The 22021-nt window shown below is 41.3% G+C and carries 20 protein-coding genes; 3 read left to right on the top strand and 17 right to left on the bottom strand.

Annotated elements, in window-relative coordinates; genetic code table 11:
• Positions 1-24: 24 nt before the first annotated feature.
• The 3 genes from EV211_RS04260 (at position 25) to EV211_RS04250 (ending at position 3073) form a co-directional block, all read left to right on the top strand.
• Entirely contained in the window at positions 25-1065 is a 1041-nt protein-coding gene (locus EV211_RS04260) for a UPF0236 family transposase-like protein (protein ID WP_133528191.1), read from the top strand.
• A gap of 314 nt (positions 1066-1379) precedes the next feature.
• On the top strand, positions 1380-2051 hold the full coding sequence (locus tag EV211_RS04255) for a response regulator transcription factor (protein WP_133528190.1): 672 nt from the start codon (positions 1380-1382) through the stop codon (positions 2049-2051).
• Complete coding sequence (locus EV211_RS04250; protein WP_133528189.1) at positions 2048-3073, top strand: sensor histidine kinase; 1026 nt, start codon at positions 2048-2050, stop codon at positions 3071-3073. Before EV211_RS04255 ends, EV211_RS04250 begins: the two co-directional genes overlap by 4 nt.
• An 83-nt stretch (positions 3074-3156) precedes the next feature.
• On the opposite strand, the gene EV211_RS04245 is transcribed toward EV211_RS04250, so the two are convergent.
• The 17 genes from EV211_RS04245 to EV211_RS04170 form a co-directional block, all read right to left on the bottom strand.
• Positions 3157-4017 carry a hypothetical protein gene (locus EV211_RS04245; protein ID WP_133528188.1) on the bottom strand — a complete coding sequence of 287 codons (861 nt, stop codon included), beginning with the start codon at positions 4015-4017 and terminating at the stop codon, positions 3157-3159.
• Positions 4014-4772: a hypothetical protein gene (locus tag EV211_RS04240; RefSeq protein ID WP_044036489.1), complete on the bottom strand. Its 759-nt coding sequence runs from the start codon at positions 4770-4772 to the stop codon at positions 4014-4016. Before EV211_RS04240 ends, EV211_RS04245 begins: the two co-directional genes overlap by 4 nt.
• Positions 4773-4801: 29 nt before the next feature.
• Positions 4802-5041, bottom strand: coding sequence for a single-stranded DNA-binding protein (locus EV211_RS04235; RefSeq protein WP_056975877.1), 240 nt, complete (start codon positions 5039-5041; stop codon positions 4802-4804).
• 140 nt (positions 5042-5181) lie between these two features.
• The gene (locus EV211_RS04230) at positions 5182-5760 is read right to left on the bottom strand and encodes a zinc ribbon domain-containing protein (RefSeq protein WP_330564552.1); all 579 of its coding nucleotides are present in this window, start codon (positions 5758-5760) and stop codon (positions 5182-5184) included.
• A 199-nt stretch (positions 5761-5959) separates the two neighbouring features.
• Positions 5960-6646 (bottom strand): ATP-binding protein, encoded by a 687-nt coding sequence (locus tag EV211_RS04225; protein WP_133528187.1) that lies wholly within the window; start codon positions 6644-6646, stop codon positions 5960-5962.
• The gene (gene istA, locus EV211_RS04220; protein ID WP_133528186.1) at positions 6639-8111 is read right to left on the bottom strand and encodes an IS21 family transposase; all 1473 of its coding nucleotides are present in this window, start codon (positions 8109-8111) and stop codon (positions 6639-6641) included. Before istA ends, EV211_RS04225 begins: the two co-directional genes overlap by 8 nt.
• Before the next feature lie 349 nt (positions 8112-8460).
• Positions 8461-9612: a helicase-related protein gene (locus EV211_RS04215; protein ID WP_133528185.1), complete on the bottom strand. Its 1152-nt coding sequence runs from the start codon at positions 9610-9612 to the stop codon at positions 8461-8463.
• Positions 9613-9828: a helix-turn-helix domain-containing protein gene (locus EV211_RS04210; RefSeq protein WP_128705602.1), complete on the bottom strand. Its 216-nt coding sequence runs from the start codon at positions 9826-9828 to the stop codon at positions 9613-9615.
• 262 nt (positions 9829-10090) lie between these two features.
• Positions 10091-11611 carry a 23S rRNA (uracil(1939)-C(5))-methyltransferase RlmD gene (rlmD, locus tag EV211_RS04205; RefSeq protein ID WP_166635368.1) on the bottom strand — a complete coding sequence of 507 codons (1521 nt, stop codon included), beginning with the start codon at positions 11609-11611 and terminating at the stop codon, positions 10091-10093.
• Complete coding sequence (locus EV211_RS04200; RefSeq protein WP_133528183.1) at positions 11544-13178, bottom strand: DEAD/DEAH box helicase; 1635 nt, start codon at positions 13176-13178, stop codon at positions 11544-11546. The genes rlmD and EV211_RS04200 overlap by 68 nt, the downstream gene beginning before the upstream one ends.
• A 205-nt stretch (positions 13179-13383) precedes the next feature.
• Positions 13384-13545 carry a hypothetical protein gene (locus EV211_RS10800; RefSeq protein WP_207667985.1) on the bottom strand — a complete coding sequence of 54 codons (162 nt, stop codon included), beginning with the start codon at positions 13543-13545 and terminating at the stop codon, positions 13384-13386.
• Complete coding sequence (gene dltD / locus EV211_RS04195; protein ID WP_133528182.1) at positions 13511-14686, bottom strand: D-alanyl-lipoteichoic acid biosynthesis protein DltD; 1176 nt, start codon at positions 14684-14686, stop codon at positions 13511-13513. Before dltD ends, EV211_RS10800 begins: the two co-directional genes overlap by 35 nt.
• 12 nt (positions 14687-14698) lie before the next feature.
• A complete protein-coding gene (dltC, locus tag EV211_RS04190; protein ID WP_133528181.1) occupies positions 14699-14929 on the bottom strand; it encodes a D-alanine--poly(phosphoribitol) ligase subunit 2 in 231 nt (76 codons plus the stop codon).
• A gap of 20 nt (positions 14930-14949) precedes the next feature.
• Positions 14950-16116, bottom strand: a complete 1167-nt coding sequence (dltB, locus tag EV211_RS04185; protein WP_133528180.1) for a D-alanyl-lipoteichoic acid biosynthesis protein DltB — start codon at positions 16114-16116, stop codon at positions 14950-14952.
• The gene (gene dltA, locus EV211_RS04180; RefSeq protein WP_133528179.1) at positions 16116-17630 is read right to left on the bottom strand and encodes a D-alanine--poly(phosphoribitol) ligase subunit DltA; all 1515 of its coding nucleotides are present in this window, start codon (positions 17628-17630) and stop codon (positions 16116-16118) included. Before dltA ends, dltB begins: the two co-directional genes overlap by 1 nt.
• 310 nt (positions 17631-17940) lie before the next feature.
• Complete coding sequence (locus tag EV211_RS04175; RefSeq protein WP_133528178.1) at positions 17941-19791, bottom strand: hypothetical protein; 1851 nt, start codon at positions 19789-19791, stop codon at positions 17941-17943.
• Positions 19788-21893, bottom strand: coding sequence for an efflux RND transporter permease subunit (locus EV211_RS04170; protein ID WP_133528177.1), 2106 nt, complete (start codon positions 21891-21893; stop codon positions 19788-19790). Before EV211_RS04170 ends, EV211_RS04175 begins: the two co-directional genes overlap by 4 nt.
• Positions 21894-22021 lie beyond the last annotated feature (128 nt).

Below are 22021 nucleotides of genomic sequence, written 5' to 3'. Positions count from 1 at the left end.
AATGTGGGGCCATGAGGAGAACCGGTGGTTTTCTTAAGAGAGTTACTGGAGCGGATCATAGATCCGCTCTGGGGCTCCTACTGTGAAATATTCAACAGGGTAAAAGAAATGAATGTAACTGGTAGAATAGGCCAGAAAGAGATAAAACTACTCTTCGAGGAAATGGATGGAGTCTGGCTAAAAATGCAAGGAAAAGATCATAAAAAGATTCCAAAGCAGGAAATGAAGATTGCTACTATGTATGAAGGTTGGATTGATGACGGAAAAAGTTGTAGTCGATTAAGTGGGAAAACTATAATAGCAGGTATGGAAAAAAGCGATGAATTCCATGCCAAAAGGGAAGGACGGATTAGAAGCATTTATAATGCTGATGAAATAGAGGTAAGGGTGTTAAATGGAGATGGAGGAAGTTGGATCAGGGAACCTTATGAGCCAGATACCGTATTTCAACTAGACCGCTTCCATATCCATCAGAGCATAAAGAAAAACATAGATACAGCAGACGTACAGAAGGAAATAAATAGGTTATTTGAAGATGGTAAGTATGATGAAATGTTTGAATATATCAGTATTTATGCAGACAGTGTTGAGAGCAATGATAAAAAAGACAAACGAAGTCAAAAGGCCAGAGAGCTTTATGATTATCTGAAAAACAACAGAGAAGGTCTGACACCATGGCAGAAACAACGAGATAATTATCCGGAGCCACCTGAGGGCATCAAATATAAAAACATGGGGGTACAGGAGAACCAGAACTGTACAACCATAACCCTACGGATGAAGGAAGGGCGTAGAAGATGGTCAAAAAACGGAGCTAACAACATGGCAAAGTTGCTCGCCTGCCGCGAGAACAAAGAACTGGCAGAAACTATAGAACGTTACACAGATGGTATCATAATGGCAGAACCGATAGAAGAAATCATGAAAACGTTGAGTGCAGCAAAGGCACCTAAGAAAGACGGAAAGGGTAATCCATACATTGATATAATCAATCATCATATGCCTATTCTAGAGGCTGTGCAGACAAATGCAAGAAAGCTATTCCGTAAAGCATTTGCGGTGTAACAGAACTGTAGTTTATTTGTGGTACAAAAAATCAGGATAATTAATGATAGAATATGTCGAAATATAGAATATACACTAAGTACAGATAGTTTCTCGTTGGCTTTGCTTGGTTCAGTTCCCTTTCTTGCATAAATTGAAAGTTCTTTCTCTTGGAAAATATGAAATGAAAAATAAATAGAAAAACTGATCGAAGGATTGCCAATAAACACTTGACACAATCAAGCTGTTTCTAAAGCCTTACATTCTTCAGAAAAAAAGGTATAATAGATTCAAACAGTATTTTAAAGCAACTCTTAACCATTGGAGGAATAGAGATGAAGATAATGATTGTAGAGGACGAACCTATTATTAGAGACATGATTGGAGAAAGCATGAGAAAATGGGGATATGAAACTATAATTTTAGATGACTTTAGCCAGGTGCTTGAAATATTTCTAAAGGAAAATCCCCATCTTGTATTAATGGATATAAATCTACCTGTTTACGATGGATTCTACTGGTGCAATAAAATCAGAGACATTTCAAAAGTACCTATTATATTTATTTCATCTCGTAATACACCTATGGACATGGTCATGTCCATAAATATGGGTGGAGATGATTTTATTCAGAAACCCTTCTATGAGGAAGTTCTGATAACTAAAATAAAGGCTCTACTTCGCAGGACATACTCATATACTGAAACAGTTGCTACAATAATTGAACATGATGGAATTATGCTAAACCTAAATAATGGAGATGTTTTTTATGGAGATAAAAAGGCAGAGCTTACAAAAAACGAATTTAAAATTCTAAATATACTTATGCAAAACAAGGGGTCTGTAGTAAGCCGTGAAAAAATAATGCGCAACCTTTGGGAAGATGAAAGTTTTGTAGATGATAATACTCTGACAGTAAATATCACTCGTATACGCAAGAAGCTAGCTGAACTAGGTAAAGAAAACTATATCGCTACTATGAAGGGAGAAGGCTATATAATAAGATGAAATTTTTAAAATATGTAGAAGGTAAACGTTACTTTTTGATATTATTCATAATAATGATGTCCTTTGTAACACTTATGATGATGGTCAGTTCTAATAAAGAGCAACTTGTAGGCAATATTATATATACAAACTTAGGTTGCATATTTCTAGCATCGATCTATATTATTACAGGTTATTTTTATCATAACTCTTTTTATAAACAGCTTAATGAATTGATTAATAGTGATGAAAAAGAAATATTGGAAGCAGTTCCTCAGCCACAGAACTATGAGCAGGAGCTATATATGGAACTGTTAAAAAAAGTCCATAGTAGTTATATGGATGATATTGAAAAGCTTTATAATGAGAAAAAAGAACATCAAGACTTTATTATGTCATGGATTCATGAGGTGAAACTTCCTATTACGGCAAGCTTTATGCTTATGAGAAATAGTGCTGATAAAACAGTAGATTATCTCGTAGATAAGTTTGAAGATGAATTACACAAAATAGAAAATTATGTGGAACAGGCATTGTATTATTCTCGTATCGACTCCTTTTCAAAGGACTATTTTATTACAGAAATATCATTGAATAAGGTCATTCGAGAAAGTATAAAAAAGCATTCCAAGTTGTTTATATATAAACGGATTACCTTCACAATATGGGATGAAGAGGAATTTGTACAAAGTGATAGCAAATGGCTTAGCTTTATAATTGATCAGATTATATCAAATTCTTTAAAGTATACAAATGATGGCGGCTCTATCTCTTTTATATTTGAAGAGGATAGTAAAGAAAAGCTACTTCGAATTAAGGACACTGGAATTGGTATCAAACCTGAGGACATCAACCGTGTATTTGAGAAAGGGTTTACAGGCTCAACTGGAAGAAATTACTCCAAGTCTACCGGAATGGGGCTTTATCTTGCCAAACAAATGGTTTTAAAGCTGGGACATAATATATCAATTCAATCTGAAGAAGGAAAATACACAATGGTTAATATTCACTTTCCTAAAGCTGACAACTATTATTTGCTCTAGTTTTTTCATGGTTAGCCTTAATTAAATGAATTTTTATTCTTTACCATAGACGAATATGCAGAACTCTCTTTGGTTTTGCATATTTATTTATTTCTGCGTAATTGTACCACATCAATATCTCTGAAATAGCAAAGTAGCTTATCTACATAACTATCATAAATAGGGTAGTCCAAAGGTTTATGATGGCTACAGTATTTTGTTGCAAAGGAATAAAAATTTTTTACCGTACCATTATCCATATCGACTCTTGCTATTTCATTTACTAAAGTAACATCACCCGCCGCCAGTCTTTCATAAATATCTAAATCGATGATGTGCTTTGCTACTTTAAATGGTGAGAATATATTTGTACTGTAAAAGTCACTTAAGACCGATACTTTTACAAGAACATCATCTATATCTTTATTGTCAGGGTAAGTCTGGTAAAAGAGTTTGTTTAAAGCACTTTCCTGTAATGCATAAGTTTCTAATTGCTCCCAAGCTAATAAATACCTATCCACTTCCTCACAACTTGGCCGCAATACATCAGGTCTTGCGTCTTTTGATTTTTTGGTTCTAGGAACTTTTTCAATAACCATTTTTTCAATCTTGGGAGGCTGATTTGTCTTAGCAAATTCTATGTAGCCATCCACACTTCCATAGGTATTATCGATAAATTCCTTAAATATTTTGAATGTACGCATATAGCCATAAGAATTCATTCTAGGGTTCTTGTGGGATTTCTCATTGCTGAACTTAATTTCTAATAGTTCACGTGCTTTTCTTAAAGAATTATCGTCAATAAATATATCCCAAAAATCCATGCCAATGTCATGGCGATAAGGATAAAAGGAATCACTATAAATTACACTTTTATCTTTCAGATGTTTATAGTTATCATTTAAATATTTCTTGAACTGCTTCCTTAGTGCTTCTATATGTGAATTGCTGATTCTATTCTTCAATTTTTCTCACCCTCAGCAAGTCTTAAAGTATAACTACTGCCTTTCTTTTCTTTAATAATCTTTCCATCTTTAGCAAGCCCATCTACCGCCTTACGTATAGTGGCTTGTGGTACCTCGGGAATTAACGGGTAAAGTTTCCGTTGAGAAATACCATTATCGTTACTAATAATATCTAATAAAATCGTATCAAGCCGACTCTCTTTCTCAAAACGAATTTTGTATGTATCATAATTTTCTGTAAGCTCTATAAGGTAATCCTTAGTGCTTTGAATGTAACTAAAACAAGGATCTTTAGAATTGTGACAGTGTTCCCACATATCATCAAAATAGATTTGACCGCCTTTACTCTTTTTATAACAGTAATTCCTAAAAGCTTCGAAAGCATCTATAGCTTTATGACATTGCTCAATATTCTTATCTATAGAATCCAGCGTACCTACTTTAGCTGTCTCAGAATATATGGCATCCTCATATTTCTGGATTGCCGATGCCCATTTTTGTGAGAAATTAAATGACAACTCTTCTTCCTTTTCTGTTCTGTGGAACTTTGGATTTATACTTTTTTTCTCATCGGCTATAGCTTTTTTCAAATCATGCTCTAATTGATCTACAGAAGTCCTACCTGTCTGCAAGATTTCTTTATTCCCGCTTATTGCTGCTTGAACTTTATCATCATACTCAGCTTTCTTCTTATTACAGCGATTACAAACTCCATCTTTCCACTTGTGACCAAACAGCCTACATATTAATGACAAAACGATCCCCCCCTTCATGAATAGTTAAATTATTTACAAACCTTTTCGTACCTCTGCTGGTTAGATGAGGTCTTTTCAATAGCCTTTATATTACCTTCCATTTTATTTACGTAGTTTAAAAATAAAGTCCCAAGCAGAAGTCGATCCTTTCTGGGTATTCTATTCCATACATAACCCTTGAACAGGTCTTTAACAAGAAAGACTTCACCTTCATTCAAGTTTTCAGTTTCCTTAATAGCTTCTTCTAGTAACTCATTAACATCACCCATGTTGTCATCTCCTTATCAATAACAATATCAACAACATTGTTAATAAGATTATATGTCTTTTACCAATTCCAGTCAATGAAAGAAAACCACCAATCAAGAGAATATATCTCCTGAATGGTGGTCATTCATGAAGGTTATGTTTATACATCTACTTCTACACCAGATTTAAATTCAATAGTTAGTTTGTCATCATAAACCGTTATTTTCTCTATAAGTCTCCTTACTAGTTGCTCATCATACTCCTCAAGGAGGGTGGATTGTTCATTTAGGAACTTTTCCATATCTTCTAGTCTTTGCTTGGAACCTTTTTTGCCTGCTTCTTCTGCTAAAGCCTTATGCCTTTCTTCTCTGAGCCTATAAATCTCATCGGCAATGTCATTATAATCCTCTTTGGAATTGGCCAGTCTCAAAAGGTCTTTTTGTAATTCCTCTAGCTTTTTATCTATCTCGGAAACAACATTATTGCCCGTTTCACTTATCACTGTTTCTATATTTTCCTTTAAGATAGTTAAAAAGCCATCCTTTTGCACTATTAGTTTATTAATTGCATCCACCGTAGCAAGGCCTATCATATCCTCCAGCACGGTTCGAGAATGACAAGTTAACCCTGTATTCTCAAGTCTACTGACGCATCTCCAAACAATCGATTTTTTACCTCGGTTATTCCAATGAACTCTACGGTATATTTCGCCACACTGTTTGAAACCGCGAATTTTCACGCGTTACCCCACGCCCGTTTCCGGGGCGAAAAGTGGTAGAGATTTAGACCCCCCTACCCCAGAAACTGTAGAAAATCTCAAAAGTTAAGTAATTCTTTATTTTTCGTGAGATTTTTTGCATCTATATAAAACCGTTAATCGGCATAGTTTTCAAATTTGAGTATTAACCCTTTTTTAGAAAAGAGGTGAGTGTTTTAATTTATCTGTCAGTCAAGCGAATGATCTGACAATTAGCTGTTATTCTATCTAACAGAGTCTGACAAAGATGTTTGTCTTCCACTGCATCTAACCATGCAGATATTTCACGATTGGTAATAAAAATGATACTTCTTGTTTCATTAAGAAAAGTAACTGCTCGATAAAAAGCCTGCAGCTCTGACCTAGTTGGTTCTAGATAAAATACATCATCAATAATGATCAAGTCGCACTCCCGCATATAGGAGAAGGCTGCTCCTGCTTTTGGGTTTATATCTTTGTTCTCTACAATAGATACAAAAGTATCAATGGATGCATAATAAGTTTTATGTCCCTTGTCGATCGCTGTTTCTCCAAGATGAATAGCAAGACTAGTTTTGCCTGTCCCGCATTTACCAAGTAGAATAATGTTTTGTTCTCCATTGAGCCACGTCAGATGGGATAATTGTTTTATCTGCCATTCCAAACCTTTGTTTAAATTCGATAATTCAAATACCTTGTTGGGAAGTTTGCTTGCCCTCCTTAGCTTGATCTGTTTTTGTCTGGCTCGTATCTCTAGTTCTTTTTGTAATATCATCTGAAGATAATCTAGGTTGGACAGTTTCTCATCATTCAAATCAATATATCCCCTGGCAATATTCCATAGATTTAGCTTCTTAGCCAACTCGCGGATTTCAGTTATATCAGCCATCGATTTCCCTCCTTATCTCCTTGCTACGTGTCAGATGGTTGAAATACTGTTGATTTGGTAAGAACTTCTTTGCTATGTGCTCACCATGCTTATACATCATGTAGGCCAAAAGTTCATATGCATTGCAGCGTTCAATCTCAATGCAGTATCTTATCCCGTCAAGCATTTGCTCCATCGAATAAAACTTCGTCATGCGATTTAAGCGAATGCAATGGCTATTAGAATATTTTGGTTGTTCCTGTTCCATGTGCTGTATAAATTCCTGAGCGATTTCATGCTCTGCAAAATATTGTTTTATAAGAGCATGAGAAACCCTGTTTCTGTTATTATTTCCTTCAGGTTTGAATATCTGTCCAGTATCTTCTGTTGCTGGATACTTAGCTAATAATTCATTAGTATCAGTATCATAAAATAGAAGTATTTCACCATCATCCTCAATACGTATACGTTGATGTGCATCCATCACACCGACATCAATCTGATAACGATTCCCTTTATAGCTGACCACTCCATTGGAATCAAAGGATGCTACAGTACTTGATACCTCTGAATATGGTTTAACATGAAAAAGCTGTTTTTGTTCATCAATAAACATTTCTCGTGGCACTTTTCTAGTCACAGTATGAACTCGCCCGTTGCCTTCTCTATCCAACCATGCAAGAGCTGCACTATTAAGACTGTCAATTCCGGTGTACACCCTCCCCTCTAGAAAGCTTTGCTTGACATATCCAATTACCTCTTCTACCTTACCTTTACTCTGAGGATCTCTTGGCCTGCATAATGAAACACTGTAGCCAATACGCTTAACATATTCTTCAAAGGCCGGTACAAATATAATATTACCTAGATTTTCGCTAACCACATAGACCCGATCAAGATCATATAGAATTGTCTGTGGTCTTCCTCCAAAATATTGAAATGCATAGTTATGAGCTTTTATGGCTGTTTCGGTCGTGAAGGGATCCGGTGAAAAGCAAACAAATTTCATTCTGCTATAACTCAGAACCATGCAAAAGAAATATACCCTTACAATTCTTCCATACATATCTTTAAGTTTGTATTGACCAAAATCAGCCTGAGCTTCATATCCTGGTGGCGAGACTTCACGTGGCGAGATTTTCCGCTTCCTGGTATGCTGATACCCATGCTGTTCCCTTAGAGCTTTCATATAGCGATAGAAAGTAGCTCGTTTAACTTGTAAATCAGGAAAAGCTTCCATTAATTTGAGATAAATATTGGTATCTCGAATCTGTGGGCACAATTTCAATTGCTCTAATATGTACTGTCGATAGTTATCCATATGGTACTTTTCCTGCTCAGCTTCCCTGGCATAATCCTCTTTGCTCATATTCCAGTATTTACTGACAGAAGTATAGGTGAGCCCCAGCGTTTTAGCAGTCTTGGTCTGGGCAAGTCCGAGTTCTTTGTATTCCTGGATTTTTTGATATTGCTCGATACCGATCATGTGTTTTCCTCCTTTAGTTTGTTATTAAAGCTAAAATACATGTAGCAACGCAAACATAGGCATCACCTCCCCGGATGCTTTTTCACTAAAATAAGGCTTTTGGGTCATTTACTGACTTCAAAAGCCTTATTTATAACTCAATATTAAATTATTATGTTAACATAGCGCTTATATATTTGGTAAGACAATAAATCTGGTATGTTCATATAAGTCGAATTTTTTGAAATATTGTTCTCCTTTAATATTTGTACTTTTATACAACAGATTAGCTCTTGAGTCAGTCTAGAAGATATCTAATTATCTCTCATATATACAATCTTGTATGGTGTACGGTCAGAACAGTAAATCATTATACATTCATACACCTTATCCAGCCCTTCTTGAGAAACTCTCTCTTCTCTTTTTTATCTAATACCTCCGAACAACTTTCCCAATCTATATGTTCAACTCCCATATTGTACCTATTCTCAAATGGATGTTTTTCGGGTACATTATCTATTATCTCAAGAGCCTTCTCTTGCTCTCCTATGGCTACATTTATCCATACATCTTCGAGAACATCTGGCAATTGTCCAAATACATTATATATATTTCTTAATCTCTGAGATAATAAGTTATGAACCCTGTCTTCTACTGAATCTTTATATCTCATATTATAGACAAAAATAGTATCATGCACTTGTCCAATCCTTTGTATTCTCCCTTTCCTTTGCTCTAATCTTGTAGGATTCCAAGGTAAGTCAATGTTAATTAATGACCCAAGAGTTTGTAAGTTTAAGCCTTCACTTGCAGAATCTGTTCCAACAAGTATCCTCAAGTCTCTACTTTTTACCATTGCTTTTAGCTCTTCTTTATCTTTTCTCTTAAATACTCCATCTATAAAAATACCAGACTTATCTCCTCCTGCATATAAGCCTATAGTTTCTCCATCAAACTCCTTTGAAAGATTCTCAGCTATCCATTTTGCAGTATCAAAGTATTGAGAAAATATAATTGTACCCCTTTCAATCCAATTTTCATCTCGGAGTAGCTCCACTGTTTTATCATACTTAGGGTCTGTTGCTTCACTGGTTTCAAGAGCTCTTACATACCTTTCTAATAGTTCTGTTTCCATATGTTCTAATGATTTAATTGCTTTGAAAGAGTAGTTTAGAACTCTGTCTCTACAAAATGCACAAAGCATTGCTAGTAGTGGTCTTCCTTCTTCATCACGATTCCAGAAAAATAATAAATTCCTGAAAATCGATATTGTAGGATCAAGCGAGTATAATTCCGTTAAAAAATTAGCTGTTATTGTCCGGGAAGAAGATGATCTCTTCAAAAGGCAATTTTGATCTATAATAGCTTTAATATAATCATCATATACAATCGCATCTGGAACAGCTTCAAGGAGATTTGATAACTCTTCTAACATTATAGTCCGACCTGTATGGACGCTCCTTTTATTATATTTAAAACCAAACCTCTCTAAAATTGATTTTTCCACGTTGTCACCATCCATCTATTTATATTCTTTTAACGCTTTTATAAGTAATTCACTTACACCATTCTTTTCACAAAAATCTATAATTAGAGCACGCGCCATTCTATTAGGTATAACTTTATTATTTTCCCATCTATTAACTGTTGAAAAGCTAACATGCACTGCTTCAGCAAAATCTGTTTGACTCATCTTGAGCTCATTTCTTATAGCCTTAATCGTTTCAGAAATTATCATTTTATCACGCTCCTATATTAATATTATAGCATTGTCTATATAGCAAAGTCTATAATCAATTGAATTATTTACATCTATACTGTCTCCTCAACCCTATAGATATATCTAATCTGTCAACTCAACCCTACCCATATTCTAGCTCAAATTTTGCACAAAAATATACCCTCGATATGTTTCCACGTACACATATCGAGGGCTTAAGTCGAGTAGACAGATTTACTTTCATTTTATGAAACCCAGTATTTTCAATACTTCCCGAGCATTATTTTCTAGACATTAAACATACCGTCTCCACATGGCCTGTCCATGGGAACATATCCACTGGCGTAGCCTCCTTGAAGTCATATCCGGCCTCTCCCAGGATCTTCACATCCCTTGCCAGGGTCGCCGGGTCGCAGGAAACGTAAACGATACGCTCAGGTCTTGCCTTTGCAACGGCTTCCAGCACGCTGGCATCACAGCCGGATCTCGGCGGATCCAGTATCACCACGTCGGCGTGATCTACATGCAGGCCGACATCGTCAGAAGTCTCGCTATCCTGGCCGGCTTCCTTCTCCTGGCCGGCTTTTGCGCTCTTATCATCCTTGCACAAAAGTTTCGTCAGTTCTTCTTCGGCTCTGCCGCAGACATACCTGGCGTTGACCATGTCATTGATCACGGCGTTTCTGTTGGCATCCAGAACGGCACTCTTGACAGATTCGATGCCGATGACCTCCGTATCTCCCAGGGCATCCTTTTTCTTCAGGTCCTCCAGAAGCCACAGACCTATTGTCCCGGCGCCGCAGTAAATATCCAGCACGGTCTCGCCGCCCTTAAGTCCTGCGTACTCAGCCGCCTTGCTATAAAGTTCTTCCATCTGCCATGGATTCACCTGATAAAAAGACATAGGCGATATCTCGAATCGCATATTGCCGATAGACTCATCTATGGTACGTTTACCCGCTATATTCTCAGTTCGGTCACCGTATATCTCAGAAGTTTTTCCTCTGTTGACATTAATATAGACGCTCTCCAAACTGAATGGCCCGCCTTCAGACTCCGGTACAGATGCGACTGCATCATCCAGATACTCTATGAGTTTGGCAACATTAGGTATGCCCTTGCCGTTGATGACAAGTATGACCATTACCTCGCCGGTGCCAAAGGCCGTACGCACTACAAGATGCCTCATGAGACCTTTATCCCACTTAGGATCGTAGCCTGTGATGTTGTCCTCATCCATGAATCTGCGAAGTGCCTCCGCCGCCATCATAGCCGCCGGAGATTGCAGCCCGCAGGTCCCGCAGTCAATGACATCGTGAGATTTTGCGCGATAAAAGCCCACTGCCGGATCACCTATGTTCTCCACGACACCGCCTTTGCGAGTGATTATTCCGCCCGTAGAAACGGGCATGGACGCTTTGTTCCTGTAATGATAGGGTGTCTCCATGCCGACGATGTCTCTGACCTCGGGCTCCGCCACGCCGCCAAGGCGCGCCAGAGTCTCCCTCACATGATTTTCTTTCAGCGCCAGCTGTTTCTCGTAGGTCAGCTTTCCGTAAGGGCAGCCGCCGCAGTCTTCGTAAGTGCAAAAACCATCGGTCCTGTCGATCGATGGCTCTTCCATGAACAAAAGGCGGCCGAAGGCGTACCTTTTCTTGACTTTTGTCAGTTCTGCCGTAACGACATCTCCGGGCAAAGCGCCGCGGACGAAGACAGTCATGCCCTCGTCAGTCTTACCTACGCCCTGACCTTCCGCCGTCACGTCTTCTATTTTTATCCGAATTTTTTGTCCCTTTTCCACTGTGTTTTCCTCTGTATACTTCGAAACCACCACCTGCATCAGTGCGCGGCTTTCTATCCTTCTTAGATTTATTTTCTGACTTAGACTTAGCATCCTTCTTAGGCGCGTAGTCTGACTTTGACTTATAGTCTGACTTTCCGCCCTTTCCGGACCTGTCGTCATAATGTCCCTTGCCCTTGCGATCCTTGCGGCGCCTTGCCTTGTCTTTGTTCTCGTAGCCACGGCCTGACCTGTTGTCATCCTTGCCGCCGCGAGGTTTCTGCTCGATTTTGACGTTATCGTTTATATCGCCGAGACCCTCGCGCAAAAATGCTGCTGCGACTTCCAAAGGCTCCGTGCCATCGTCGATGCACCTTTTGTATATCAGTTCCATGTACGGCTTCAGATCCTTGCCTTCGCAATAATCAATAGCCCTGGACACGTTGCTGTAGGCCTTGACCTGCATAGCGTCGTCGGCTGTCGGCATGACCTTCTCCTTGATCTTTGTCTGGCAATGATCCTCCAGCATAGCGATCTTGCGGCGTTCCCTAGTGTTGATCAGCGAAACTGCCTTACCCTTCTTGCCTGCTCTGCCGGTTCTGCCTATTCTATGAACATAATAATCCTGTTCCTGAGGCAAGTCATAGTTAAATACCACATCTACGTTGTCCACGTCTATGCCTCTGGCTGCAACATCTGTAGCCAGCAAAAGTTCCAGATTTCCGCTTCTGAACAGATTCATGACGCGGTCACGCTGATGCTGTGAAAGATCTCCGTGAAGTGCTTCAGCGGAGTATCCCTTCTTCTTAAGCATGATGGTCAACTGATCGACTTTTCTCTTGGTATTACAAAAGATAAGGGCCCGCTTAGGCGACATGTAGTCTATAAGTCTGCAGATAGCGGCATCCTTCTGGTTTCCCTTGACCATGTAATAACTCTGCTTGATGGCTTTGACCGTCAGTTCCTCGGCCTCCACCTCTATATGCTCGGCGTCCTTAAGATAACGCTCTGTAAGTTCCATTATAGGTTTAGGAATAGTCGCCGAGAACAAGGCTGACTGTCTGTCGTCAGGCATGGAGCTGCAAATGGTCTCTATATCCTCACGGAATCCCATATCCAGCATCTCGTCGGCCTCATCCAGGACCAGCATTTTCAGATGGTCGAATTTCAAAGTTCCTCTGCGCATGTGGTCCATGATCCTGCCCGGCGTTCCTATTACAATAGAAACATTGCCTTTCAGTGCTCTGAACTGCCTGCTTATATCCTGTCCGCCGTAAATAGGCACCACTTTGACACCCTTTACATATTTGGACATTTTCTTCAGTTCCTCTGCGCCCTGCATGGCTAACTCTCTTGTAGGGCATATTACCAGCCCCTGGACTCCATCGTCAGATGGATTGATGGCTTCTATCATCGGTATGCCGAAAGCCGCTGTCTTACCTGTGCCCGTCTGAGCCTGGCCGACTATATCCCGGCCCTTCATCATTACAGGTATGGCTCGCTCCTGTATTGGCGTCATATCGACAAAGCCCATCTCCTCCAGGCCCTTCAATATATCGTTACTGATAACTGATTCACTGTATTTCATTATTTCTCTCTTTCTATCGCCTCCAAATTAAGGCGTACATATCAGTATATCACAAAGTCCGCCCCAACACAAATGTCGAAGCGGACTTTTTCAATTACTCGTCGAGAATTTCCCGGTTTCGTCAAGTTCGCGGCATATTCTGTCCTTCGCGAGCGAGGCTATATGGCTGCTAGCGCACGAGGACTGCCGTAGCAGAATGGGCAGCCTAGAATTCTGCATATGTAAACTTCGGTGCCGTGATCATCCCGGCAAAGAGCAGATAAAAATATACTAGCAGCATCATAAACAGGAATATCAAGGTATACTTGACATAATCTCCCGTCACAGCCTGTCTAACTCTGCCTATAAAACTTGTAAATCGCTTCATCTATCTTCACCCAACCTTTTCCCCATGGATGCAACGTATCCTGCACAAAGTACGGATCATAATCATATTTAGAAAGATCCGAAACCTGAGCTCCATACTTGTCGCTTATCTTCTTGATTTTATTACTGAACTTGGCACGTTTACTGTAATTCAGACCCGTGTGATCATACCATCGGCCATTGACCGGCAGCACCACCAGCATAGGTTCTATATTCTCAGCCTTGCACAACTTCAGGAAGCACTTCAAATCTCCAAATTCTGACGATGTGCTGAAATCTTCATTCCTATGCAGACCTGCTGCCTTCTTATATTTGCGGGCAAACTTGCTCTTCCAAAGCCTGTCACTGATGTACATTTTGTTATGAGATTTTGACCCATCTATCCTGCCGGCTTCCATAGACATGGACTGCCAGTCTAAAGGCGTGGCATCTGCGATCTTGCCGTTGTACTTTCTCAGGGTCTTGATCTTGCCAGTCCTCATCATAGTCTTTACTGTTATGTAATCTTTATCCTTCGCGTAAGCTTTTCTGGCTCTATACAAAGCCTTATCTATGCCTGTGCCATTGTGGTAAACGTAAATCCTGTCTATGCGTCTGACTCTGTTTTCCATGGCTCCGTTATCTTTCATCAATGTCTCATTTCGTCTGGCAACATACTTCTTGATAGAACTCGGTATGGACTTATTCTCCATGAATGCCATGTAACTGGTTTCCGAGAACCTGAGAGAATATCTCGGTCCTGTGACGCCCTGCTTGTAGAACCAAGGCGCTGAAATGAGCAGAACCACCTTTCTCTTCTGCATTTTGTTTTCTACCGCACCAAGTGTGATGGCGTGATTGAGGCACTGGTTATATGAATTGCCTACAGTCATTAACGATACATTCTTCTTTTTGAAAGCATTCACCGGATGGAAAGGCGTCTTTCTGCCATGTCTGAACTCAGATGATCCCAACACCAGCATGGTATCCTTATGCATGTTCTGAGAAATAGCGGCGCATGATAAGTCCTTATACGGGCTGTTCCATGTGCCGAAATTCTTATTATTCGCATTCAGACTTCCGCCTGACATAGCGAAATGAAACGCGATGATTATCGCCAGAAACAGAATCAGCGCAGTAAAAAATGCTGCTATCTTTTTCATGTCTTACCCCTGCTACATCTTCGACTTGATAACGCCGATGATCTTATTAGGCGTATTCATCTGTTCTCTTGTTACCTCCGACGGTGCTATAACTACGCCGAAATTCTCCTCGATTGCGATGAGCAACTCCGTGTAATCAAGAGAGTCCATAAGATCCTCTTCTACCAGATTGACGTCATGATCCTCTTTAACGATCTCGTCTCCGCAGATATCCTCTAAGATGTCTAATAATTTCTCTTCCATTCTCTAATCCTCCCTTTTATTTATGATAACCCTATTAACTGGGTAAACCTACCCGAGAAAATAAAGAATCCAAACATTACTAAATTAAATGTGATAAACCATTCTACAAACATGAACCATTTTTCTTTCTTATGTTTCTTGTAGAACTTCGACTTCTTCTGATATATTTCTGTGACTGCCAGCAACACTCCGTGATACAGGCCGTACATTATGTAATATACAGTGAGCCCATGCCAGAGTCCCATTATGCCCATATTGATAATGAAGCCTACCGAGGCACCAGTCAGCTTGCTTTTGAAGCATTTGTGCTTGATAAATCTCATCATCAGTCTGGAGAATATGAAATCCCTGAACCAATGTGAAAGTGTGATATGCCAGCGATCCCAGAACTCTTTGATGTCTTTGCTTATGAAAGGCTTATTGAAATTCTCCGGCGTCTTGATGCCGAAGAGATAACTTACGCCGATAGCCATGAGGCTGTATCCGGCAAAGTCAAAGAACAGGTAGAAACCGTAAGCGTACATATATATCAGCGCTGACCTTATGCCGTCGCCCGTGCCCAGCCACAACACCGCCTGATAGAAGCTCGTGGCAATGACCATTTTGTACACCATTCCCAGGCAGATCTTGAAAAGGCCCGTGCCGACCATGTCCAGATATTCCTCTCGCGGAATGACTCTGTTCAGATCTTCGTTGAATCGCCTGCTCCTGTCGATAGGGCCCGATGTAATTGCCGGGAAGTATAACAAAAGGTAGAAGAATTCGAAGGCCGAAACTTTCTCTATGATGCCGTCGTAGATTTCTATGACTATCTGCGTGCCCTTGAATGTCATGTAGGATATCCCCAGGAATCCCAGTATGTGATAAGGGTTGGCCGTCAATGCCAGCAGTTTATTGCCCATGAGCGGCGCCAGTGACAACAAAAGGAAACACCAGTACCAGCCGGCGTTGCGGCCGAACTTCGCCCTGACTCCCAGGTATATCTGTATCAAAAGGTACTCGTATACGCAGAAGCCCACAAGGTACGCAAGGGCTACGGGTTTGTTGTACATGGCCATAAATACGAAGGCCAGGGTGACAACAAATCCATAGTACTTGATAGGTTTTTCTTTCATTCCCAGCACAAATGCCGGGATGGCAGCGACAGCAACACAGACGAAGAAACTTAAATCTGTGAATAATTCCATTAAACCAGTTCCTCCAGTCTCTTTCTGTCAGCTTTGCCGTTGCTTGTCATTGGCAGTCTGTCGATAAATGATACCTTCTTGGGCACCATGTACTCAGGAATCATGGTCTTCAGAGTTTCTCTGATACGCTTCCTGTCCTCGAAACCGCCCTCTGAATTATCGCTGGCAACGAAAGCTGCCAGATATCTGATCTTGTCCTCGTTCCACTTAGGCACTACAGCTGCAGCCTGAACGCCGTCGATCTTCAGAAGATTGTTTTCTATGTCGCCCAGCTCGATCCTGTATCCGTGGAATTTCACCTGCAGATCGATTCTGCCTACATAATAGAGCATTCCGTCCTCGCCGAAGAAGCCTTCGTCGCCGGTCCTGTAAGCTCTTTCCATTCCATCTTCACAGTCGATTATCGAGAAGACCTCTCTGGTCTTGATATCGTTCATATAGTAGCCCGGGCTGACGGTGTCACCAAGTATCTGGATCTCGCCTTTACCGCCGTGAGCAGCGACAGTTCCGTCTTCTCTGATGAGTCTTATTTCTGTGCCCGGTTTAGGCTGTCCTATCGGAAGGCATCTGTCTGCTGCGATCATCTCTCTGGTGATCTCTACCGATGTAACTGCCACGGTGGACTCTGTCGGACCGTATGTATTGATGACTTTGGCTTCCGGGAATCTATCCATGAGTTCCTCGGCTGTGCCCTTGGTCAGCTTCTCGCCGCAAAACATAAACTGTCTCATGCCAGGCAGCAGTGTGCTGTTGAAGTGTGGATCCGCCAGGCACATATCTGCGAAGGATGGCGTCGATACCCAGTAATTCAGGTTGCCTTCCTTCATGAATCTCAGCATTTTGCCTACATCCTTCTGGAGCATTCTGTCAACTCCCCACAAAGTGCAGCCTGTGGCAAGGGCCGTGTAGGTGTCCATTACGGACAAGTCGAAGGAAAACGGCGCCTGATTGAGGAATGTGCTTCCCTGTTTATCGTCTGCGCTGTCACCTACAGTCTGTGACCAATCCACATATCTGCTCAGATTCTCATCGGTGATCTGGACTCCCTTAGGAGCTCCTGTGCTTCCCGACGTAAATATGATATAGAATGTATCTTCAGGTTTATTCCATTTCTTCTCGCTGATTTTACTGTCGTAGTTTATAGCCCCGCTTAAAACAGAACTGTCCGCAACGAAATAGCCCGGTATCTCCAGATCTTCTGTAGCCAGTATCAATGGATTGTCAACTGTCTCTACGATGGATATGACTCTTCCCTCTGACATGCATGTGTCTATAGGGCAATAGGTCCTTCCGGATTTGGCACAGGCCAGAAAGCAAACCAGCATAAGCGGACTCTTATGTCCATATACGACGATAGGTTTGCGGTCGTCTCCGAGTCTGTCATCTATCCAAGCTGCAAGCCTGTCCGAACTATCCCAGAGTTTGCCGTATGAAATTGTACCTGCTTGTGAATGAAATGCCACTCTTGCCGGATCAGCAAGAGCTCTCTCTTTGATTTTCCCCAAAATATTCATTTTTGCACCCCTTTGAAATATTACAATATCGCTTTATTTGACTATTATATCATCCAAAATTGCAAAATCTATACATGTACGCCTTTCTTAAGAGTAAGTTAAGACAGCCGTAAGAAATTAAATGCTACGTAAGAAATGCAATATTTTGTGAATATGTTTACTTGGTCAAGTCCATATTTGTGTGTAAACTCACTTGAGTTAACATATATCACCCGTAGGGTATGGCTCCATCAGTACTATCTTAGTACCGTTAAGAAATCGAAAAGACCGCCGATGCTATAAGCACCTGCGGTCTCTTCTTTAGTTAGTATTATTTGGGAGAAACTTCATCTACTTTGTAGATGAAAGTAACTGAGTTATAAGACCCATTGCCGCCAAAGCTATTGTAGCTCTTAGCAGCGCTGGATATTGACTCCGCGTTCTTTATAATTGAAGTTAAATCGCTCTTGGAGAGTTTGGAGAGTTTACCCATGACCTGATCGACCATACTGTCAACACTGGTCTTCAAGGTATTGGTTCCTGCTGCTAATTCACTGGCTCCGGATACTAATCCCTGATACTCTATATTCTTGGCTATAGTAAGCTTGGTGCTTGCTACAGTTGTAGTCGTTGCTGACTGGGCTGCCGAAATAGCTGCCTGTTCTACTGAATCAGCGAGGCTGGTTCCTACTGTGTCCTTAGCACTGTAGGCGACACTCTTGATGACGCTTTCAGTTACCTTGGATGCTACCTGCTGTGAAACAGATGATGCCGTTCCGCTGGCAGCACTTGATGCCGCGCCGACGATGCTTGACTTGATGGTGTTCATCGATGATGTAGCTATATAGGCTGGTCCATTGGTCGATGTGTCATTTGCTGCCGCAGTTTTAGCATTTTCTGTGTATTGTGATGTGATATAGGCTTTAGCATAATTTTCTGCATCCGTCGGGTCTACGTTCTTAATCTTTAATTGCTCAGTTAATGCAGTAATATGTGATGCCATTTGTTCATTAACTGTGGTATCACTCAAATATGCTTTAATATACTGCTGTGTCGCTGCTGCATAAACTGACTTCCACAAATCACCAGTTCCAGTCTTAAACATTGCGTTGCTGTCGACCTGTGCCTGGGCCGAAGATGCTGCGGCGCTGGCTGCGCTTGACGCTATGGCACTGGCATTCAGATTGGCCAAAACCTGTTTCTGAGCTGCCGTAATATTGCTCTGGTTTGTCAGAGTATCATAGAATGTCGTTGCTGCCTGATTCTTTATCTGATTGTAATAGCTCTTGGAATCGGTCTTGCTGCCGAACTGGGCTACAACTGAAGCCTTGGCCTGTGCCTTAAGTGACTTTCCGGCCGCTGCAGTAAGAGGCGTCTTCAACTGAGTATCCAGAGATTTGACTCCGTTAGAAAGCTGTGAAGCTCCGCTGTTTATCTGGTCGATGCCTGAAACCAGCTGATCGATGCCGCTGGTCAGTTTAGACAGCTGGGACTTGATATCCCCCAGGCTGCTGACATCGCTCATATCTATGTCTTTGAACACCTGGCTGGTGGCCACAGTGTACATAGTATCTACGCTGTATTTATCCGTATCGCAGCTGATTGTCACGCTTTCAGGGATATCCAAGTCGCCGGAGCTTACGCCTAAGCTGCTCTGCATACCCGGAAGCGCGAATCCAACTACGATATTTCTTGAACCATCATCCATGGTCTTGCCATTGTCAACGGAAATATTTGAGAAATGCTCATCATCCATAGCAAGACCTGTCAGAACCAGGAACGGCACATTGACTCCGCCTGATCTGATATTATTCGCGTAACTGATGTGGATCACCACATGACCGCTTTTGCCTGCCAGCTCCTTAGGGGTTATAGATTTGCCATCCAAAGTGTAACTTATTTTCATGGACACCGGCAGGGTATAGCTGTCGTAGCCTTTGTAATGGAGGGTGCCGTCAGCGCTTACTATGCGCTGGTACTCATTACCGTTGGCCTTAGTCATTACATATACATTTTCCGCATCCGTCGGCGTTGACGATGTAGTCGTGGCTCCATCATTGACGCTTCCGCTTGTGGTCTTGGCGAATACCGAATAACTTACGCCGAAGAGCGATATGGTGGTGATTATCAATGTTATCACCAGCGCTTTTAATCTTTTACTATTATTAAACAACTTTCTCATGCTGTTGCGACCTCCTTCTTATTTGTCTTTCCATATTTAAGTCTCAGACTCTTAGTTGACTTGATGATGAGTTTATCGAAGAGTTTCAGGAATGCCGGCAGTACGAATATTACTGCGAACATGCTGACTATGGCTCCTCTTGCCATCAGTGCACAAAGAGAACTGATTATGTCTATATTCGAGTATAGTGATACTCCGAAAGTAGATCCGAAGAATCCGACGGCGCTTGTCACTATAGACGGCAGCGACGTGGATATGGATGTTATCAGAGAATCATCGGAGCTGTTGCCATCCAGCCGTTCTCGCTTGTACCTGGTCGTGAGCAGTATCGCATAGTTTATTGTCGAGCCCAGCTGAATGGTGCTGAGCACGATCGGCGCTATGAATACTATGGTCGTACCCGTATAAAACGGTATGCCCAGGTTTATCAAAATAGCGAAGTATATGGATACCTCCAGGATTATCGGCAATGTCCAGGATCGCAGTACTACGAACAAAATCACCAGTATCATTATCAGTGATGCGAAGTCTACGACTTTGAAGTCGTGGCTGGTGGTACTCATCAGATCCTTGGTACCGGCGGCTTCGCCGATAACTGTTGCCTTCTTGTCATAACTTCTGACTATACTGTTGAGTTTAGTCAACTGCTTGTTGACATTACTCGTTGCAACACCATAATCCTTGGTGGTATTTATGAGCATTATCTGATACTTGCCAGACTTGAAAATATTAGCTATAGAACTTGGCAAAGCCTCCTGCGGTATCTGATTTCCAAGAAGATAATCATAACTTACTATATCCTTGACTCCCTTGACATTCTGGATATCATCGGCCATAGACCGACCGGCGGCAGCGCTCAGATTACTCTTGGCCAATACTATATGAGTCGTACCTATGTCATAGTCATTCATTACCTTTTCATTGGATACCATGAAGTTTATGCTCTTAGGCAACGTAGCTCCCATGTTATAGTAAAGTTTGGTATGGGTGTAACCGTAATATGCCGGTCCGACTACAACGCAGAATATTATTATGAATATCCAGCTCTTCTTCACTATGAATCCGGCTAACTTGGTGGCATCCGGAATAAGGGATCTGTGCCTTGCTTTTTCAATGATAGGATTCAGAACCAACAGTAATGCCGGCAATGATGTTACCGAACCTATGACTCCGAAGACAGCACCCTTCGCCATTACGATACCAAGATCTGCGCCCAGAGTGTAAGTCATGAAGCAAAGGGCCAGGAAGCCCGCTATCATAGTAAGGGAACTTCCGACAATAGCCGTAAGTGTATTGACAATGGCCTTTTCCATTGCCACCTTCTTGTCTTCGTAATTGTCTTGTTCCTCCTCGTAGGCATGCCACAGGAATATAGAGAAGTCCATGGTGACCGCCAACTGTAGCACCGCGGCCAGGGCTTGGGTGATAAATGATATATTCCCAAGGAATATATTGGTACCCATATTCAATAGTATTGCCATACCTATACTGAACAGGAATATGAACGGTACCACAAAGGAATCTACTAACAACATCATGATGACTATGGAACAAATGACTGCTATAGCTACATACTTAGCTTCCTCCTGTTCGCACAGGTCTTTCAGATCCTTAACCAGGGCTGACATGCCGTTAAGGTACGCATGACTGCCGGCGATCTTTCTCACCTGACCAATAGTCGCTATGGTAGAATCCGCCGATGTGCCTTCATCATAGAAAATTGCCATAAGTGTGCTTCCATCCTTATTGAATCTGTTGTACAGACTGTTTGGAAGTATACTCATAGGAACATCCGTGCTCAGTAAGGTATTGTACCAGAGTACTGAGTCTACATGATCCAGAGCCTCGATCTTAGTCTGAAGCTCTGCGCATTCAGCGGGAGTTTTATCCTCGACCAGCATATAGGAGAAAGCGCCCTTGCCGAAATTATCCAGCATGATCTGCTGCCCCTTTACAGAGTCGAGATTCTTTGGTAGATAAGATAGCATATCATAATTGATCCGGGTGTTGACCATACCAATAACGGCAGGTATCATCAGCACCAGATAGACAATTATGATTATCTTTCTATGCTTAACTACTCCTTTTGCAAATTTTTCCATTCTTTTCCGTCTCTCCCTTCATAACATACTAACTATGGTTCAATTATATTCCCGAAGGCAGCTATACTAAATAATCAAAAAAAGAATGTTGCCTAAACTTTAGGCAACATTGAAAAATTGCATATTTT

It is taken from the genome of Aminicella lysinilytica, assembly GCF_004362975.1.
In the GTDB taxonomy this organism is placed as follows: Bacteria; Bacillota; Clostridia; order Peptostreptococcales; family Anaerovoracaceae; genus Aminicella; species Aminicella lysinilytica.
The sequence above is the reverse complement of the archived record's forward strand: the minus strand, read 5'-3'. Positions and strand labels throughout refer to the sequence as shown.

Bases quoted from the DNA above. Each gene is read 5' to 3' on its own strand.
- EV211_RS04250 (WP_133528189.1), top strand. From the start codon at position 2,048: ATGAAATTTTTAAAATATGTAGAAGGTAAACGTTACTTTTTGATATTA.
- EV211_RS10800 (WP_207667985.1), bottom strand. From the start codon at position 13,545: ATGAAGCGATTTACAAGTTTTATAGGCAGAGTTAGACAGGCTGTGACG.
- EV211_RS04200 (WP_133528183.1), bottom strand. From the start codon at position 13,178: ATGAAATACAGTGAATCAGTTATCAGTAACGATATATTGAAGGGCCTG.
- dltA (WP_133528179.1), bottom strand. From the start codon at position 17,630: ATGAATATTTTGGGGAAAATCAAAGAGAGAGCTCTTGCTGATCCGGCA.
- EV211_RS04225 (WP_133528187.1), bottom strand. From the start codon at position 6,646: ATGGCTGATATAACTGAAATCCGCGAGTTGGCTAAGAAGCTAAATCTA.
- EV211_RS04255 (WP_133528190.1), top strand. From the start codon at position 1,380: ATGAAGATAATGATTGTAGAGGACGAACCTATTATTAGAGACATGATT.
- dltC (WP_133528181.1), bottom strand. From the start codon at position 14,929: ATGGAAGAGAAATTATTAGACATCTTAGAGGATATCTGCGGAGACGAG.
- EV211_RS04235 (WP_056975877.1), bottom strand. From the start codon at position 5,041: ATGGGTGATGTTAATGAGTTACTAGAAGAAGCTATTAAGGAAACTGAA.
- dltD (WP_133528182.1), bottom strand. From the start codon at position 14,686: ATGAAAAAGATAGCAGCATTTTTTACTGCGCTGATTCTGTTTCTGGCG.
- EV211_RS04175 (WP_133528178.1), bottom strand. From the start codon at position 19,791: ATGAGAAAGTTGTTTAATAATAGTAAAAGATTAAAAGCGCTGGTGATA.
- EV211_RS04170 (WP_133528177.1), bottom strand. From the start codon at position 21,893: ATGGAAAAATTTGCAAAAGGAGTAGTTAAGCATAGAAAGATAATCATA.
- istA (WP_133528186.1), bottom strand. From the start codon at position 8,111: ATGATCGGTATCGAGCAATATCAAAAAATCCAGGAATACAAAGAACTC.
- dltB (WP_133528180.1), bottom strand. From the start codon at position 16,116: ATGGAATTATTCACAGATTTAAGTTTCTTCGTCTGTGTTGCTGTCGCT.
- EV211_RS04210 (WP_128705602.1), bottom strand. From the start codon at position 9,828: ATGATAATTTCTGAAACGATTAAGGCTATAAGAAATGAGCTCAAGATG.
- EV211_RS04215 (WP_133528185.1), bottom strand. From the start codon at position 9,612: ATGGATGGTGACAACGTGGAAAAATCAATTTTAGAGAGGTTTGGTTTT.